The 15,330-nt window shown below is 70.5% G+C and carries 14 protein-coding genes and 1 pseudogene; 12 read left to right on the top strand and 3 right to left on the bottom strand.

From position 1 onward, the window contains the following. The first annotated feature begins 89 nt into the window (after positions 1–89). Both ACIRCZ_RS19265 and ACIRCZ_RS19260 read left to right on the top strand, forming a co-directional pair. On the top strand, positions 90–536 hold the full coding sequence (locus ACIRCZ_RS19265; protein WP_402856207.1) for an ATP-binding protein: 447 nt from the start codon (positions 90–92) through the stop codon (positions 534–536). Beyond that, positions 533–733 (top strand): hypothetical protein, encoded by a 201-nt coding sequence (locus tag ACIRCZ_RS19260; RefSeq protein WP_402856204.1) that lies wholly within the window; start codon positions 533–535, stop codon positions 731–733. The genes ACIRCZ_RS19265 and ACIRCZ_RS19260 overlap by 4 nt, the downstream gene beginning before the upstream one ends. 441 nt (positions 734–1,174) lie before the next feature. On the opposite strand, the gene ACIRCZ_RS19255 is transcribed toward ACIRCZ_RS19260, so the two are convergent. Then, on the bottom strand, positions 1,175–1,555 hold the full coding sequence (locus tag ACIRCZ_RS19255; protein WP_402856201.1) for a hypothetical protein: 381 nt from the start codon (positions 1,553–1,555) through the stop codon (positions 1,175–1,177). 242 nt (positions 1,556–1,797) lie between these two features. On the opposite strand from ACIRCZ_RS19255, the gene mobC reads away from it, so the two are divergent. After that, positions 1,798–2,232, top strand: coding sequence for a plasmid mobilization relaxosome protein MobC (gene mobC, locus ACIRCZ_RS19250; protein WP_402856198.1), 435 nt, complete (start codon positions 1,798–1,800; stop codon positions 2,230–2,232). Then, complete coding sequence (locus ACIRCZ_RS19245) at positions 2,229–3,998, top strand: relaxase/mobilization nuclease domain-containing protein (RefSeq protein WP_402856195.1); 1,770 nt, start codon at positions 2,229–2,231, stop codon at positions 3,996–3,998. The genes mobC and ACIRCZ_RS19245 overlap by 4 nt, the downstream gene beginning before the upstream one ends. A 1,065-nt stretch (positions 3,999–5,063) precedes the next feature. On the opposite strand, the pseudogene ACIRCZ_RS19240 reads toward ACIRCZ_RS19245, so the two are convergent. Further along, positions 5,064–5,147: pseudogene (locus tag ACIRCZ_RS19240) on the bottom strand (hypothetical protein); the annotation flags it as partial. A 72-nt stretch (positions 5,148–5,219) separates the two neighbouring features. Further along, on the bottom strand, positions 5,220–6,281 hold the full coding sequence (locus ACIRCZ_RS19235; protein ID WP_402856192.1) for an NlpC/P60 family protein: 1,062 nt from the start codon (positions 6,279–6,281) through the stop codon (positions 5,220–5,222). 524 nt (positions 6,282–6,805) lie between these two features. Here ACIRCZ_RS19235 and ACIRCZ_RS19230 point away from each other — a divergent pair. The 8 genes from ACIRCZ_RS19230 to ACIRCZ_RS19195 are packed head-to-tail and all read left to right on the top strand — an operon-like array spanning position 6,806 to position 15,301. Next, the gene (locus tag ACIRCZ_RS19230; protein WP_402856189.1) at positions 6,806–7,270 is read left to right on the top strand and encodes a hypothetical protein; all 465 of its coding nucleotides are present in this window, start codon (positions 6,806–6,808) and stop codon (positions 7,268–7,270) included. A gap of 2 nt (positions 7,271–7,272) precedes the next feature. Continuing rightward, positions 7,273–7,569: a hypothetical protein gene (locus tag ACIRCZ_RS19225; RefSeq protein ID WP_402856186.1), complete on the top strand. Its 297-nt coding sequence runs from the start codon at positions 7,273–7,275 to the stop codon at positions 7,567–7,569. 10 nt (positions 7,570–7,579) lie between these two features. Next, positions 7,580–8,374 (top strand): hypothetical protein, encoded by a 795-nt coding sequence (locus tag ACIRCZ_RS19220; RefSeq protein ID WP_402856183.1) that lies wholly within the window; start codon positions 7,580–7,582, stop codon positions 8,372–8,374. Then, positions 8,371–9,912, top strand: coding sequence for a hypothetical protein (locus tag ACIRCZ_RS19215; protein WP_402856180.1), 1,542 nt, complete (start codon positions 8,371–8,373; stop codon positions 9,910–9,912). The genes ACIRCZ_RS19220 and ACIRCZ_RS19215 overlap by 4 nt, the downstream gene beginning before the upstream one ends. Beyond that, on the top strand, positions 9,909–11,357 hold the full coding sequence (locus ACIRCZ_RS19210; protein ID WP_402856177.1) for a PrgI family protein: 1,449 nt from the start codon (positions 9,909–9,911) through the stop codon (positions 11,355–11,357). Before ACIRCZ_RS19215 ends, ACIRCZ_RS19210 begins: the two co-directional genes overlap by 4 nt. 44 nt (positions 11,358–11,401) lie before the next feature. After that, a complete protein-coding gene (locus ACIRCZ_RS19205) occupies positions 11,402–12,973 on the top strand; it encodes a hypothetical protein (protein WP_402856174.1) in 1,572 nt (523 codons plus the stop codon). Then, positions 12,970–14,709 carry a type IV secretory system conjugative DNA transfer family protein gene (locus tag ACIRCZ_RS19200; RefSeq protein ID WP_402856171.1) on the top strand — a complete coding sequence of 580 codons (1,740 nt, stop codon included), beginning with the start codon at positions 12,970–12,972 and terminating at the stop codon, positions 14,707–14,709. The genes ACIRCZ_RS19205 and ACIRCZ_RS19200 overlap by 4 nt, the downstream gene beginning before the upstream one ends. Further along, positions 14,699–15,301 carry a DUF4913 domain-containing protein gene (locus ACIRCZ_RS19195; protein ID WP_402856168.1) on the top strand — a complete coding sequence of 201 codons (603 nt, stop codon included), beginning with the start codon at positions 14,699–14,701 and terminating at the stop codon, positions 15,299–15,301. Before ACIRCZ_RS19200 ends, ACIRCZ_RS19195 begins: the two co-directional genes overlap by 11 nt. Positions 15,302–15,330 lie beyond the last annotated feature (29 nt).

Genomic DNA, 15,330 nt, shown 5'->3' with positions numbered 1-15,330 from the left:
CCGCAAGGGGGTAGCGACTGTACCTGTCGCTACCCCCTTCGGCTTTTACGGTCGTATCTCGACCAACCCGCTACCCCCGAGGTCCGGCGATGCCCGACATGACCACCACCCCCGGCGACGACGAGGACGAGGCGGAATGCCCCGGCTACGCCGAGACGATGACTCGCACTCCCGAGACAGCGCTGAAGGCACGACGCTTAGCCCGTACGGCCATGTCTGCCTGGGACATGGACGAAGCGTGTGACAGCGCGGCTCTGCTGCTGACGGAGCTGTTTGCCAACGCGGTCCGGCACGCTCGCGGTGAGCGCGTTCGCGTCATCATCAACCGTCCCAACGAGGACCGGGTCTACGTGGCCGTGGTCGACCGCGAACCCCGGCGTCTGCCGGAGCTGCGCGAGGCCGGAGCGGAGGACATCGGCGGCCGCGGGCTCGCCCTGGTCGAGGAGATGGCGGACCGGTGGGGGTACGACTTGATGGGCAACGGACTGCGTCCGTGGGGCAAGCGTGTGTGGGCAGAGATGAAGGTGACCCGATGACCGAGACCGAGACCATGCCGTCGGTCGGCGACGAGGTGATGGAGGGCCAGAAGCGGGCCGTCGTCACCGACATCCGCGGCGGAGTCGTCTGGCTTCGAGCGCCGCGCGGTGGCGGACCGGAGTGGCCGGCGGAGGAGCCGCGCAAGCTCACCGTGCGGCGGACGCGCGCCGAGATGATCGCGGCGGGCGACCTATGAGCGCCCGCCGTACCAGCGGGCCGTAGCCCGCACTCGAACCCCGCTGCCCGCGCCACCCCCGTCGCGGGCAGCGGCGAGAAACGGTGCCCCGGATACCCACCCGTGAGGGTTCCGGGGCACCGTTGCGTGTTCCAGAATTCTGGAACGCCCCACCCTCCCGGCCGCACTCGCGAGACAGCCCCAGCCGCCCACCGAACCCCGGGGCGCCGACCCTTTTTCCTCCCTCCCCGTCAAGGCCCTTCCGCAGGCCGGGGGACGGAGTGTCAAGGTGGAGCGCCCGCACCGCAGGTGCGTCGGGAGGAACGAGCGACGCGGCGAGGAGCGGACGTACGACCTTGATGCGGAGGAGTCCGGCCGGACACTGGAAAGGCCGGGGAGGGAATGTGTGCACAACGCGAAGGGGCCCCGCACAGCGGGGCCCCTTCTCATCGTTCGTCGTGGTCAGCCGGAGACACTTCCGGCGGCCATCGTGGCGGCCTCCCCGGCGCCTTCCTGCCCGGGGATCGTGGCCGCCACAGACTGCGGTGCGGAGGCGCCCGGCGCCTCCCTCGGCGCCTCCTTCTTCGCCGCGGCCTTCTTGGGGCGCGACCGTCCCTTCGGACGCTTCACCGGTTCCTCGGCGCCGATCGCCTTCAGCTCCTCGGCTGTCCAGCCTGCCGCCTCCGCGGCGACGAACGCCTCGCCGTACGGCGCGTCCAGTTCCGCCAACTGGCGCTGGAGTTCCGCGCGCTTCCCCAGGATCTCCGCCAGCGGCTCGAAGGCCTTCTCGCGTGCCGCTTGGGCTTCCCTCATCTTCTGCATGAAGTCGTGTGAACTCGCCATGCCGTGATCGTACTGGTACGGCCCGGACGGCGGCCGCGGGGCGTGCCCATCACCGCAGGCCATAGGGGCTTTTGACAGGTCGCCACGTGCACCGTGTGCGCTTCCGGATGGCCTCAGCCACCGGAAGCGAGTTAGTGCTTACTGATATCAGTAAGCGTGATCCCCGGCTTTCGGCCCACTACTGTGGGCGGCCGGTGATCTTTGGTCCGAGCACGGACCGGGGGGTTGGAGAGGGGGCTGCCGTGGCAGAGCCGTCAGCAGCGGACGGCCGGCGCCGTGCGCCGAAGCGTCGTCGTGAGCGCGAAGCCGAAGGCCGTCGCACCAACCGCTTCCTCGTGTCGTACAACGACACCGAGCTGGCCATCGTGACCGAGGCCGCCGCCCGCGCCAATCAGGCCCTCGCCTCATGGGTCGGTGCCGCCGCCCTGGACGTAGCCAAGGAGAAGGTCGTCCCCGTCTCCACTGACTCCCGCGACGTCCTTGCCGAGCTGATCCAGGCGCGCAACCAGGCCTCGCGTATCGGCAACAACGTGAACCAGATGGCGAAGGTCCTGAACGCCGACGGCGCGGTGCCCGGTCCCCAGCTCGCTGCCATCCTGGACGCGATCCTCAAGAGCGTGCAGCGCCTGGACGAGGCAACGCTCCAGGTGATGCGCGAGCGGCGGCCGCGGCCATGATGCCGAAGAAGGCCCGGGACGGTACGGACACCAAGGGGTTGCTGGACTACCTGTACGGCCCGGGCAAGCGTGACGAGCACACCAACCCGCACATGGTCGCCTCCTGGGACGACCCGTACGTCGAGGACCCGGCGCGTTCGCCCCACATGACGATCTCCGACCTGGCGCTCATCATGGACGCCCCGGTGCACGCCTTGCTCGGCAAGCGACCGGCCAAGCACGTGTACCACGTCGCGGTGCGCAACGCCCCCGAGGACAGGCTCCTGACGGACGAGGAATGGGCGCGGGTCGCCCGCGAGATGATGCACGCATCCGGCATCGCCAAGCACGGTGATGACCAGGCCTGCCGGTGGGTCGCGATCCGGCACGCCGACGACCACATTCACATCGTCGCGACGCAGGCTCGACAGGATGGTCGACAGCCGCGGCTGCGGCAGGACATCCCGAATATGCACGCGGCCGCGAGGAAGTTCGAGGTCGAGTTCGGACTGCGTCGGCTGACGCACGGCGACAAGACCGCGCGGAAGTGGCCGAAGACGGGAGAGCAGGAGAAGGCGGTCCGGCGCGGACTGTCGGAGCCGGTTCGCGAGACGCTCCAACGGACCGTTCGCGAGGCGGCGGCCGCCGCCACGAGTGATGAGGATTTCTTCGCCCGGCTGACCGCGGCCGGGGTCCGAGTGAACAAGCGCGTCGCACCGGACGGGAACATCACCGGCTACTCCGTGGCGATGCCCGGTGACCGCGACGGCGGGCAGCGCGCGGTCTGGTTCCCCGGCACCCGGCTCGCCTCCGATCTGTCCCTGCCGCGCGTGCGGGAACGGTGGACGAAGTCGGTGTCCGTGCCGACGGTCGCGCCGGCGGAGATGTGGCAGGAGGCGGAGCGGCGCGTGCGCGCGGCCGCGGACCAGCTCGGCGCGGGAGGGCTGCACCAGGGGGCCGGGGACGTCGCCGCGCTTGGCGACCTCATCGTCATCGCCGCGGTGATCTCACCGCGCATGGTGCGCGACCGGCTGCGGGACGCTGCGTACGAGTTCGAGCGTGCGGCACGCGTCCCGGGGGACCGTGCGCTGGAGGGTCAGGCGCGCGGACTCTACCGAGAGTCGGCACAGTTGCTGTCTCAGTCGGCTGCGGCCGCCGGACGCAGCGACACGGTCGCCGCGCTCGGGTTTCTGCTCGCGTTGGTGACCGCGATCGAGGCCTCTCGCCGCTGGCACCAGGCGCAGGAGCACCGTGCCCAGGCGGAGGCATCCGGGCGGGCCGGTCGACTGCTGCGCGAGGCGGTCGAGGTGACCGCCGGCGCGAGCGCGGCACGCGAGTTCCGCCCACGCCCGAAGCGCACGGCCGCCCGACCCTCCGGAGCCCGCCGGACACCGGCGGTCTCGGGAGAGCGACCGATGGCGGGCGTGCTCCAGGAGGCGGTCCCCGGGCACGCGCGTGCGGTGCTCGCGGACCCGGCGTGGCCCGCCCTGCGCACACGACTGGCGGCAGTCGAGAAGGCGGGGGACGACCCGGTCGAGGTCCTCGCCGCGGTCGCCGCCCAACGGGAATTGGGATCAGCGGACTCGGTCGCCGAAGTGCTTACATGGCGACTGGACGGGTGGAGTCGTCAGCGCGGTGCGACGGCGACGGCCACCAGCAAGAGCCCGTCGCCGACGTCCACGGGCGGCACCGGCCGCAGCAGTGGGCCGCGCAAGACGGGGGCGCCCGGACCGACACGTCGGCCGCCGGGTGACGAGCAGCGCAAGGGCCCGCGACGGGCCCGGTAACGAGGGGAGCGAACATGTCGATGCCGACGCCGGAGGAGCGTCCCGGGGAGGCGTTCACGGAGGCCGCCGCCGAGGCGGTGCAGACCTCCGTGATGGCGGTCCGTCTGGTCCTGGCCATCGCGGACGCGGTACGCCGTCAGCAGCAGAAGAAGGCCGGGAAGGAGGATGAACTCCCGGACGCCGAGAAGTCGGCGGCGGAGGCCTCGGAGGAGGTGAAGAAGCTCCTGCCGGACGACATCGCCGCAGCGATGCTGGGGGGTGCGGACTGGCCCCAGCTCGCCCAGCAGTTGATGGCGCTCAGGCGTGCCGGGGTCGACCTGGAGACGATGCTCCCGCGCGTCGGCGAGATCGCCGTGACGGTGCGGGACCAGGTCGCGGCGAACGCCGAGAGGGTGAAGCGAGAGGGCACCGAGGAGTGGGCGAAGGCGCTGCGCGAGACGATGCCGGCGGGACCGGTGCGCGAGGCGATCCTGTCGTCCGAGACGTGGCCGGAGATGGCCGCGACGATGGCGACGCTGAACGAGCGCGGCGTCGACGTGAGGGCGATCCTCGCGTCCGCGCACGAGGAGGGTGTCGGCGTCGATGTGGCCGTCGCCAAGGTCCTCGCGGCGGCGGAGGTGCCGACCACGAGCCGGGACGCGACGCTGTCGTACGGGCCACTGACGACCGGGCTCGACATCCCCAAGGATCTCGACCTGGGGGACCGGGAGCGGGCCCTTCGGCAACTGTCCATCGCACCGTCGGAGAACCAGCGGTACGCGCGCATGGTGCGCGAGGCGATGCCCGGCGCGGAGCGGGAGGCAGACCTCTTGGTGTCGGCGCGTCAGTGGCCGCTGGTCGCCGCGCGGATGGCGGACATGGAGAGCAAGGGTCAGCCGGTCGCCGAGCACCTGGCGCGGCTGTCGAAGGACACCTCGTGGCAGGAGGGTTCGCAGTCGACGGTGGGGCGGCGCCTGGTCCAGGCCGCCAACGACGCGTTGCGCAAGCCGGTCGGTACGCCGGCGGGACCGGGACCGAAGGTGAACACCGCGGCGGCCCGGTCGACGTCGCCCAGCGTGGGCCCTACTAAGGCCGCGAAGGGCGCCGCACCGACGACACCCGGCGTGGCCGCGCACCGGGAGGCCGGACCTGCCCCGAAGAGTGGCAAGACCCGGTAGAGCACCGGCCGGACGCACGTGTGCCGCAGACCGAAGACCGGTCTGCGGCACACGTCGTTTCGGGTCAGGGGCGGGTGGCCCCGTAGTAGTCCCGCTCGGGCATCGCGGAGGTCAGGGGAGCGAGTTCCACGTCCCTTCCAGTGCGCGGCGCCTGCACCACGTTGCCGTCACCCGCGTAGATCGCGACGTGATAGATCGAGCCGCTTCCGCCGTGCGACCAGAACAGCAGATCGCCCTCCTTGAGGTCGCTGCGGGAGACGGGCCGGTCGGACGTGGCGCCGTACTGCGCGGACGCCGTGCGCGGCAGCTTCAGCTTGGGCGCGAACGCGTACTGGACGAGGCCGGAGCAGTCGAAGCCGATCGTGCTGGAGGCCACGCAGTCACCGTTGAGGTAGCCGTTCGTGCCGTCGCAGAAGCCCTTTGACGGGCCGTTGGTTCCGCCGCCGCCCCACGCGTACGGGGTGCCTATCCGGCCGACCGCCTTGCGCAGTGCGTCGGCCGCCGAGCCGGAGCCGGAGACCTGGATCAGGCTCGGGCCCTGGAAGCGCGGCATGTAGCTCAGGATGAGCTGCACGTAGTCGTAGGTCTCGCCGTTCGCGAACGACTTCGGCGGCACTCCCTTGTACTCCTGGACGCGGCCCCATCCGGCGTTGTAGCCAGCCAGCGCGAGGCCCCGGACATCGCCCGGATAGCCGGAGGACTTCGCCTGCTTCAGCAGGGAGCACATCATCCGGCCCTGCGCCATGACGGCGTCGCCTATGTCCCACAGCGAGGTCTCGCCGTTGCCGTCGTCGTCGCGGCCCCACGTGGCGAACGTCGAAGGCAGGAACTGGGCCGGGCCCTGCGCGCCGGCGTCGCTGGTGGCCTTCTCCGGCGAGGTCTCGAACTTGGACTCCTGCCAGAGCTGAGCGGCCAGCAGGGCGGGGGTCATCTCCTGTTCGGCGCAGGCGTCGTCCGCCTTGAGAATCCATGTGCGGAACTCGGTGGGCACCCCGCGTAGCCCACCGCCGCTGGTCGTTTCGGCGGCCGAGGCGTTGTCGTCGGACACCACCACTCCCACCACCGTCACGAGCGCCAGGACGACGAGTCCTATGAGCGCGGCGACGGCCCCCATGAGCACCTTCACGTGCCTGTTCCCCCCGTGCTTGTTCTCGCTTCGCCGTTACGCCAGTTGTGTGACTTTCTGCCGCACTAGATCACGAGTTGTGTGACATGCGCGCCTCCATTCGAGTGGGTCCGGTCCGTGGGCCGGATCACGGTTCACGTAGGGTCGGGATCAGGTTTCGTGTCGGGTGATTTCGCTCAGCGAAATGCGGCCCGCTTCATTGCGCAGGGCGAAATGAAGGCGTTGGCGCGGAACCATTGGCGACTCGGGGGTGTGGCTGATGGGTGGGAGTGTTGACGCTGTGACTGCGGTCGGGGTGACCAGCCGCAATCCCGTCCCCGTCCGGAAACAACCCTCGCTTTGCAGACGAATCCCTTGCTGTCGCGCGCTGTTGTAGAGCGACATCTGTGACTCGACCTCCTGCTCCCGCGAAAACGCCACCCAGGTTTGTCGGGGGTTCACGCTAACCTCAGTGATCCCAAGAACCCAATATCGTGTCTTAAACGAAGCTATTCGGGGGGAGTTGCGGCATGACCGCCCAATCGGTGACATCAACTCCGGGCACCGGGACGCCGGTTGCTCTCCGGTACGCGCTGATGCCCGTCGACAACGGGTTCGGCATTGCAGTGGCGACGGTCGCCAAGATGCTCGACAACGACGCCGGCGGCGCCCGGGCCCGGGTCCTGGGGTACGGCGAGCACATCCCGTACGGCGCCGCCCCCGTCCTCATTGCCGACACGACGCTGTACGGCGTGAACATGCTGGAGCAGACCCTGCACCGCTGGGGCTCGCTGCCCCGTCCGTGGCTGGTGTGGGTGGCCGACGCTCCCACCCGCCCCGTGCAGGATGCCCGCTTCCTGGTCCGCGCCCTGGAGGGGCGACTGGCCGGGGTGGCGAGGCTGCCGTACCTGCCCGTTCTACGGGCCGTTAAGAGTCCTGACGAGGCTCTGGAGTACAAGACCGTCCGGTCCGCAGCCGAGAAGCTGCGGCGCACGATCGAAGGGAAATGATCATGTCTATGGAGCGGGCAGCCGCTGTCGTGTATCTCGCCGATGGGCTGATCCCCGGGGCCAAACCGACGAAGATCCCGGGCATGGACGGCCCGGTCAGCGAGATCTTCGGATACGCCCTGTGGCTCCTGATCCTTGCCGGGGTCGGCGGCGTCATCTTCGGCGTCTACAAGCTCGCCGTCTCGGACAAGTCCCGCAACGGCGGCGGCAGCGAGCCCTTCAAGTGGATGGGCGGAGGGCTGGTGGCCATCATCGTCTCCAGCTCCCTGATCGCGATCCTCAACGGCATCGCAGGCTGAGGCGGGGGACATGGGACGCACCAGGGGGACGTGGAACACCAAGGGCATGTGGTTGGCGGGCGGCGTGCTCGCGGCCGTGCTCGCCCTGACCGGCTACGCCGTTCTCAGCGGCGACGACGGCGGGGACACCCCGGCGGCGGGCAAGGGCGGGGCGAGCGCGTCCGCGTCACCGGGTCCGAGTGCGACGTACGCGCCGCCGGACGACTGGACCGAGCCGAACTCGTGGGCGGCGCTTCCGCGGGGGAAGCGCACCGACGACCACGGCAGCCAGGTCGGCTTCCCGAAGACCACCGAAGGCGCCGTGGCGATGATGCTCGCGGCCAACACGACCGACATCGAGGGCACCAAGACCAACACGGACGAGCAGCTCCGCATCTACCGCTCGTACATCGGCAAGGCCGACCAGTCCTCGGAGAACGCCGAGCAGATCGAGCTGAACGGCCAGCAGAGCGACAAGGCTCTGGCCAAGCAGATGGGCGTGGCGGCCGGGCAGCCCCTGCCGTCGGGCGCGTACGTCCGCAGCACCGTGGTGGGCTACAAGATCATCAAGAAATCTGACACCGAGGTCAGCGCATGGCTGCTGTCCAGGGTGGTCCAGAAGAACGGCGAGATGGCGAAGGAGAGCGGCAGCTACACCCGCACTCTGGCCGGCGCGCAATGGGAAGGCGGCGACTGGAAGTTGACCGGTGACGCCACCGCCCGCGCACAGCAGGACGTCCAGGGCCAGGCCCAGCCGCACATCGTGGCGCCGGGCGACGCGGACTTCAACAGCAGCGGCTGGACAGCCATAAGGCAGGCGTCATGAGCCGCCAGGGAGTCGTAGGGCGCCGGATCGCTGCGATCCTGCTCGCCCTGGTCGCGGTTCTCGGCGTGTCCGTCGTCTCGGCGCCGCAGCCCGCGCGGGCCGACGGCCCCATAGGCAATGTGATCGAGGGGGCGTGCCGGATCGGCACCGGGCCGGTGCTCGGGACGATCCTGCACACGGGCGGCAAGCTGACCGGCATCGGTGGCCTGACCGGCTCGGACATGTGCGACGCGGTCGGCGACGCGGGCGAGAAGGCCATCAAGGAGGCCTGGAAGAACGTCTGGGACAGCGTCCTCGGCGACATGATCAAGTCGGCCCAGGACGTCACCAAGTGGGTCATCAAGAAGGTGTTGACCTTCGCCCTGCTCGGGCCGTCGGTGGACCTCAAGGGCACCGGCCTGTGGACCGGGAAGGCGACCTTGGCGGGCATGCTCGTCTGGCTCGGGCTGGTGATCGCCGCCTTCGGGGTGATCTGGCAGTTGGCCAAGATGGCCGTCACCGGGAAGGCACAGCACGCCGGGGTGGCGATGCGGGGGTGGGTGGAGAACCTCTTCCTGTCCGCCCTCGGAGTGAGCCTGTTCGCGTTCCTGCTGACGCTCGGGGACGCGCTGAGCGCCGGGTTGGTCAACGCCACGTTCAAGGACGACGGGCAGGCCTACGAGCGGATCATCGCGGTCCTGCTGCCCACCGCAGTCTCGAACCCGATCACCCTGCTGTGCATCGTCGGCGTCCTGCTGCTGATCGGCTTCGTGCTGATGGTGATGATCTTCCTTCGGCAGAGCGCCATCCCCATCATCTGTCTGCTGATCCCCGTGGCCGGCGGCGGCCGGACCGGCGGCGAGGCCACCCGGAAGTGGGCACCCAGCCTCATCACCTCCGGCATGGTCATCGTGGCGTACAAGCCGATGGTCGCGATCATCATCTGCACCGGGTTCGCGGAGTTCGGGCACGCGAGGACCCTCGCGGAATGGCTGCGCGGCTGCGCCACGCTCGTCCTCGCGGTCATCGCCCCCGGTCCCCTCACGAAGGTGTTCGCCCCGTTCGGGGCGGCGGTCGGCGCGGGCATGAGCGCGGGCGGCGCTGGGGGCGCCCTGACCGCGGCTGCGGGCTACTTCTCCGGGAAGGCCGGAGGCGACGGCGACGGCGGCGGCGGTGACGGCGACAGCCCGTCGAGCGCGGTCGACCACGCCCGGTACGTCGAACAGAGCATGGGCAGCCAGAACGGCGGCGGCGGTGACGGAGGCTCAGGCGAGGACGGCGGCCAGGGCGGCGACGCCCAGGCGCAGGCCGCCCGGAACGAGGCCGGTGCCCGCGTACCCGGACAAGGCGGAGCCGAAGGCGCCGCCGGGGCCGACGCGGCAGCGGCCGGTGCAGGCACCGGTGTTGGAGCGGGCACGGCGGGAGCCACCGGCACCGCGGCGGGAACAGGTGCAGCCGCCGGCGCGCTCGGTCCGGTCGGCGTCGGCATCCAGGTCCTGGACGGCGTCAACGACGCGATCCAGGGCGCGAGCGGAGCAATGGGCGGAGAGAACCAGTGACCACCCACGAAGTGCCCAAGACCTTGATGGTCGAGGGCTTCCGGGCCCGCCGCAGCTTCGGCTTCGGCGGGCTGTCGCGGAACGCGACGATCTTCGCGGCGGCCATCCTGATGGCGGACGGACTGATCGCCACCCAGGTCCCGCTGTCCCTGCTGATCACCCTGCCGGTGACCGGCGCGATCTTCGGTCTGGCCGCCGCCAAGCGGCACGGCATGTCCGCGCTGAACTACTACTGGGCCAAGATCGCCTGGAAGAGGGCGGCGAAGTTCGACGCCACGTCCTACCGGCGTCTGCTGCTGCCGCACCCGTACGCCCTGGACCTGCCCGGCGTCGGCGCCAGCTCCACCCTGATCAGGGCGCACGACCCGACCAGCGGCCGACCCGTCGGTGTGGTCCACGACCGTGCGACCGGCTACATGACCATCACCACCCTGCTCGCCCCGGGCGGCAGCCTCATGGCGCCCACCGGGGCCGTGCAGAGCAGTCTGCGCACCTGGTCGTCCGTGCTGGACGCGATGAGCACCGACGAGCAGGTCAAGGGCGCGTCCGTCACCATCCAGATCACCCCGGGAGCAGGGGAGGCGCTCGGCGACGACGTCGCGGTCCGCAAGGACCCGGGCGCCCCGCAGCTCGCCAAGAAGATCATTGACGAACTGGTCCGCACGACCCCGCACGCCACCGCGAGCGTGGCGCCGTGGATGAGCGTCACCGTCGACCCGAACGCGACCGTCAACGCGCCGGCGGACCTCGCGGAGCAGGTCGCCGAGGCGCTGCGGGTCGTCGACTCGCTCGACCTGTCCGGCACCGGCACGGACATCGAGCGGCGGGCGACCGACGTCGACCTCCGCCGGATCGTGCGCAGCGCGTACGACCCGGACGTGTTCAACGCGAGGGACAGCGAGTTCGCGGATCTCTCGTGGTCGGAGTGCGGGCCGCAGGCCGCCGACGACGGTTGGGAGGAGTACGCGCACGACGGCGGCGTGTCCGTCAGTTGGGTGCTGCGCGAGATGCCGCGCCGTCCCCTGCCGTACTCCGTGCTGCTGCCGCTGCTCGCCCCCGGCCGCTACCAGCGACGCCTGACGCTCAGCTACCGCGTCCTGGACCCGTACGAGGGCGAGGCGGTGCTGGAGCGCGAGATCAGCCACGCCCAAAACCAGGCGCAGGCGACCGCCGAGGTCAAGGGCCGCGCGAAGTACAGCCAGAGGGCCGACCTCCAGCGCGCGGAGCGGGCCGCCGCACAGGTGGCCAGCGGCTCCCAGGTGGTCGACTGGACCCTCATGGTCACCGCCACCGCCCGCCGCACCGCCGACCTGCCCGCCGCGCGCCAGGAGCTGGCCCGCGCGGTCAAGGCGACCCGAGGCATCCGGATGCGGAGTGCGTTCGGCGCCCAGGCCGCCGTGTTCGCGGCCGGACTGCCGATCGGCTACTCGCCGCTCGTGAAGTGAGAGGGGGGCTGACGACGATGGCACGCAAGCCCAAGCAGGTTCCGGTGACCACACCCAAGCGGGTGGTCCGGGTGATCGAGCAGGCCCCGACCCGCGACGAGCGGCGGGCCGAGAAGAAGCTGAAGGGCCGCTTCGCCCCGCGACTCGGGTGGGGCGGGCGGTTCGGCGGCCGCTCGCCGGTCGAGGACACCGGCACCGTCTACACCGGCCCCACCTCGCAGGCGGGCGGCATCTACCCCTTCCTTCTGGGGTCGGGCCTGCCACCGCGCGGCGTGCCGGTCGGACGGGACGTGTTGACCGGTGAGTTGGTGTGTGTGGACCCCAGCGGATGGACCGGCAAGCTCACCACCAACCCCGGCATGTGGGTGATGTCGCAGCCGGGCGCGGGCAAGAGCGCGCTGGTCAAGCGCGTGTGCCTGGTCTACTCGGCGTACGGGCACATGGTCTGCGTCCCCGGCGATGTCAAGGGCGAGTACAGCGACCTGATCCGCGAACTCGGCGGCTCCGTCGTACGGATCGGCGACGGCATCGGCCGCCTGAACCCCTTGGACTCCGGCCCGTTGAAGGGGCGCGTGCACACGCTGCCCGTCGACCGGCGCGAGTCCCTGCTGGACGTCCTCAACGGCCGGCGGCTCGAAACCCTGGTTGCTCTGCTCAGCACGAAGCACGGGTTGGGCCGGTCCCCGAACGAGATCGAGAGGTCGGCGCTCGACACCGCGGTGCAGGTCGCGTCCGCCGCGCAGGAGTCCGGCAGCGACCCCGTGGTCGCCGACGTCGTCCAGGCCCTGCGTGCGGCCCCCGAGGAGCTGCGCAACAAGCTGGCCGCTGAGGGGGATACGTACCGCGACCTGACGCGATCCGTGATCGCCGGTTTGGACAACCTGATCGGCGGCCCGTTGAAGGGATTGTTCGACGGTCCGACGACGACACCCCTGGACATCTCGGCGCCCGCCGTGTCCGTGGACATCTCCGCCCTGCGGGCCCGCGGGAATGACGTGGTCAGCGCGGGCATGATCGCGACGTGGGCGTACACCTACTCCGCGATCGACAGCGCCCGCAGCATCGGCCTGATGGACCGCTCCCTCGTGCTGCCGATGGACGAGATGTGGCGCGCGCTGAGGAGCGGGCCCGGCCTGGTGGACGCAATGGACGCCATCAGCCGCCTGAACCGCACCACGAACGACGTGACGATCTACGTCACGCACTCGTTGCTGGACGTCGAGGCGCTGCCGACAGAGCAGGACCGGGCCAAGGCACGCGGGTTGATGGACCGGTGCGACACCTGGGTGATCGGCGCGTCCTCCGAGGAGGAGCTGACCCGGGTCACCGGCAAGCGCAGCCTCACGGAGCAGGAGCGCATGATGATCGGCTCGTGGAGTTCGGCGACGTCGACCGGGCTCGACATCGACCCGACTTTCGATGACGCCGACGGCAGCAACGCGGCCCTGGAGGACGAGGGTGCGCGGCATCCGGGCCGCGGAAAGTACCTGATCAAAATTGGCACCCGGCCCGGGATCGCGGCCTCGCTGGAGCTGACGCAGACCGAGTTGCGGCTCTACCGCACGGACACCAACCGGCGCCGGACGACGACGAGCGTAGGGGGCGACGGCCGATGATGACGGAGAACGACCGGGCGTGGGCGGGCGGAGCCATCTTGTTCGGCGGCGTGGTGGCGCTGGCCGCCACGACGTGGGCCGGGGCCGCGGCCGGCGCGCTGGTGACCGGCGAGGACGCGGCACCCGCCTCCCCGGTGACCGTCTTCCGGATGGTCAGCGACTGGTCGACGGTGTGGCCGCAGTCGCAGACCGCGTCCATCGTCGGCGCCACCGTCGCCGACCTGGCGGTCACCGTGTTCCTCGTGTGGGGTCTGCGCTGGGCATTCCGATGGTTCAGGAACCCGTCCAGCTTGGCCACCCTGCACCAGGTGCGCGAGCTGACCCCGAAGCACGCGGCCCGCACCGCCACCAGGCTGCGGGCCTCCCTGAAGGGGACGAAGCCGTCGAAGCTCCCGGCCCGCGACCGCGGCGTCCTCCTCGGTGACCACATGCCATCCGGGGTCGAGCTGCGCGGCTCGGACGAGGACACCTACGTCGCCATCATGGCGCCCCGCGCGGGCAAGTCGACCAGCCTCGCCATCCCCGTGGCGGAGGAGGCGCCGGGTGCCCTGCTGATGACGTCGAACAAGGCCGACGTCTACGCCGCCACGGTGGGCTCCCGCGGGAAGGTCGGGACCACCTTCCTGTTCGACACCCAGGGCGTCGCGCAGGCCGAGCGGGACGTGTGGGTCGACCTGGTGGCGCAGGCCGAGACGCTGGAGGGGGCCGAGCGGCTCGCCAGTCACTTCGTCAACCAGATCACCAGCGAACAGGCCGACCCGTTCTGGAGCCAGGCCGCCGGAGACCTGCTCACCGGCCTCTTCCGGGCCGCGTGGTGGGAGGGCGCCACCGTCCGTGAGGTCATGAAGTGGCTGTCCGACCCGAAGGAGAAGGCGCCGCTCCGCGTGCTCTACCAGCACGAACCGGTGCTCGCCGAACAGGTCGATTCCTCCATCAATATTGCCGAAGAGACACAATCCGGGATTTACCAGAACGCACGTACGGCCATGTCCGCGCTGCGCGACGAGAAGACGCTCGCGTGGGTCACCCCGGACAAGCACCGGGCCCGCTTCGACCCCGAGGCCTTCGCCACCAGCACGGACACGCTGTACCTACTGAGCAAGAAGGGCGGCCCGTCCTCGGCACTCGTGGCCGCGGTCGCCGATGCGGTCTTCACCGCCGGCACCGAGGCGGGCGAGCGCCACGGCGGCCGCCTGCCCGAGCCGATGCGCGCCGTGCTCGATGAGGCCGCGAACATCTGCAAAATCGCCGATCTCCCCGACCTCTACAGCCACTTGGGGTCTCGCGGCATCACGCCGTTCGTGATCCTCCAGAGCTATCGCCAGGGCGTGAAAGCGTGGGGCGAGGTCGGCATGGACTCCATGTGGAGCGCGGCCACGAAAAAGGTGATCGGCGTCGGGATGGACGACGCCAAGTTCGCTCAGGACATCAGCTCCCTGACCGGCGCGCACTACGTCGAGCGCGGCTCGTACTCCAAGAGCAAGGACGGCGGTAGCCGGTCCTGGAGCGAGCAGCGCGAGCAGGTACTCGACCCCGCCGAGATCCGCGCCATGAAGAAGGGCACGGCCCTGCTGATGTCCACCGGCATGCCGGTCGCGCAGATCAGTCTGCGGCCCTGGTACGCGGAGAAGGCGATGGCGCACATCGGCCCGCAGATGCGCGACGAGGAGGCCGCCATCACCAAGCGTGCCGTGGGTGCCCACGAGCTGCGGAAGGCGACGCGCAGTGGCCGATGAACACCCCGACGACGGCCCGGAACTGGACGTGCCGATCGGCATGTTCGAGGACATCGAAGACCTCAAGGCCAAGGTCGCCAGCCTGACGGCCCTGGTCACGAAGCTGACCGGGGGAGAGGGGGAGGAGCCGGGCGAGGCCTCCGCCGACGAGGAGGAGACGGCCGGCGGGGAGGCCACCGCCGAGGAGGACGAAGGGGAAGAGGAGTGGCAGTACCCGCCCTTCATCCTCTTGTTGGACCCGCCGGAGTACGACGACGAGCTTCGCGCGCTGATCGAGTGGGTGGAGGGAGTGCTGGTGCCCGGCTACCTCGCGGAGCCGTCGGCCGACGCCCGCTGGTGTCACCTGTGGTGGGAGCACCCCGTGGCCGTCGCCCGCCTGCACGCGGTGTGGCTCGCCTGGCAGGAGCTGACGGACCCGGCATCCTGCGGGTACACGGGGCCCTCGGTCTGGCACCGCGACCACATGGACCCCGCCCTTCGGGAGCTGCGCGGGTCCACCGGCCCGTTCTCGGGCTGCACCAAGGGCGAGCACCAGATCGAGCACCGCATGCCCAGCCTGGTGCCCAGCGCCTGGACGCACGCCGAGGACTGAAGCAGGGCCGACGAACGTGAGGGGCCGCC

The organism is Leifsonia sp. NPDC102414 (assembly GCF_044765685.1).
Taxonomy (GTDB): Bacteria; Actinomycetota; Actinomycetes; order Actinomycetales; family Microbacteriaceae; genus Leifsonia.
This window is presented reverse-complemented; position numbering and strand designations above follow the sequence as displayed.

Excerpts from the sequence above, each read along its gene's own strand:
- ACIRCZ_RS19265 (WP_402856207.1), top strand. The coding sequence starts at position 90 with ATGCCCGACATGACCACCACCCCCGGCGACGACGAGGACGAGGCGGAA.
- ACIRCZ_RS19215 (WP_402856180.1), top strand. The coding sequence starts at position 8,371 with ATGAGCCGCCAGGGAGTCGTAGGGCGCCGGATCGCTGCGATCCTGCTC.
- ACIRCZ_RS19225 (WP_402856186.1), top strand. The coding sequence starts at position 7,273 with ATGTCTATGGAGCGGGCAGCCGCTGTCGTGTATCTCGCCGATGGGCTG.
- ACIRCZ_RS19200 (WP_402856171.1), top strand. The coding sequence starts at position 12,970 with ATGATGACGGAGAACGACCGGGCGTGGGCGGGCGGAGCCATCTTGTTC.
- ACIRCZ_RS19255 (WP_402856201.1), bottom strand. The coding sequence starts at position 1,555 with ATGGCGAGTTCACACGACTTCATGCAGAAGATGAGGGAAGCCCAAGCG.
- ACIRCZ_RS19220 (WP_402856183.1), top strand. The coding sequence starts at position 7,580 with ATGGGACGCACCAGGGGGACGTGGAACACCAAGGGCATGTGGTTGGCG.
- ACIRCZ_RS19260 (WP_402856204.1), top strand. The coding sequence starts at position 533 with ATGACCGAGACCGAGACCATGCCGTCGGTCGGCGACGAGGTGATGGAG.
- ACIRCZ_RS19245 (WP_402856195.1), top strand. The coding sequence starts at position 2,229 with ATGATGCCGAAGAAGGCCCGGGACGGTACGGACACCAAGGGGTTGCTG.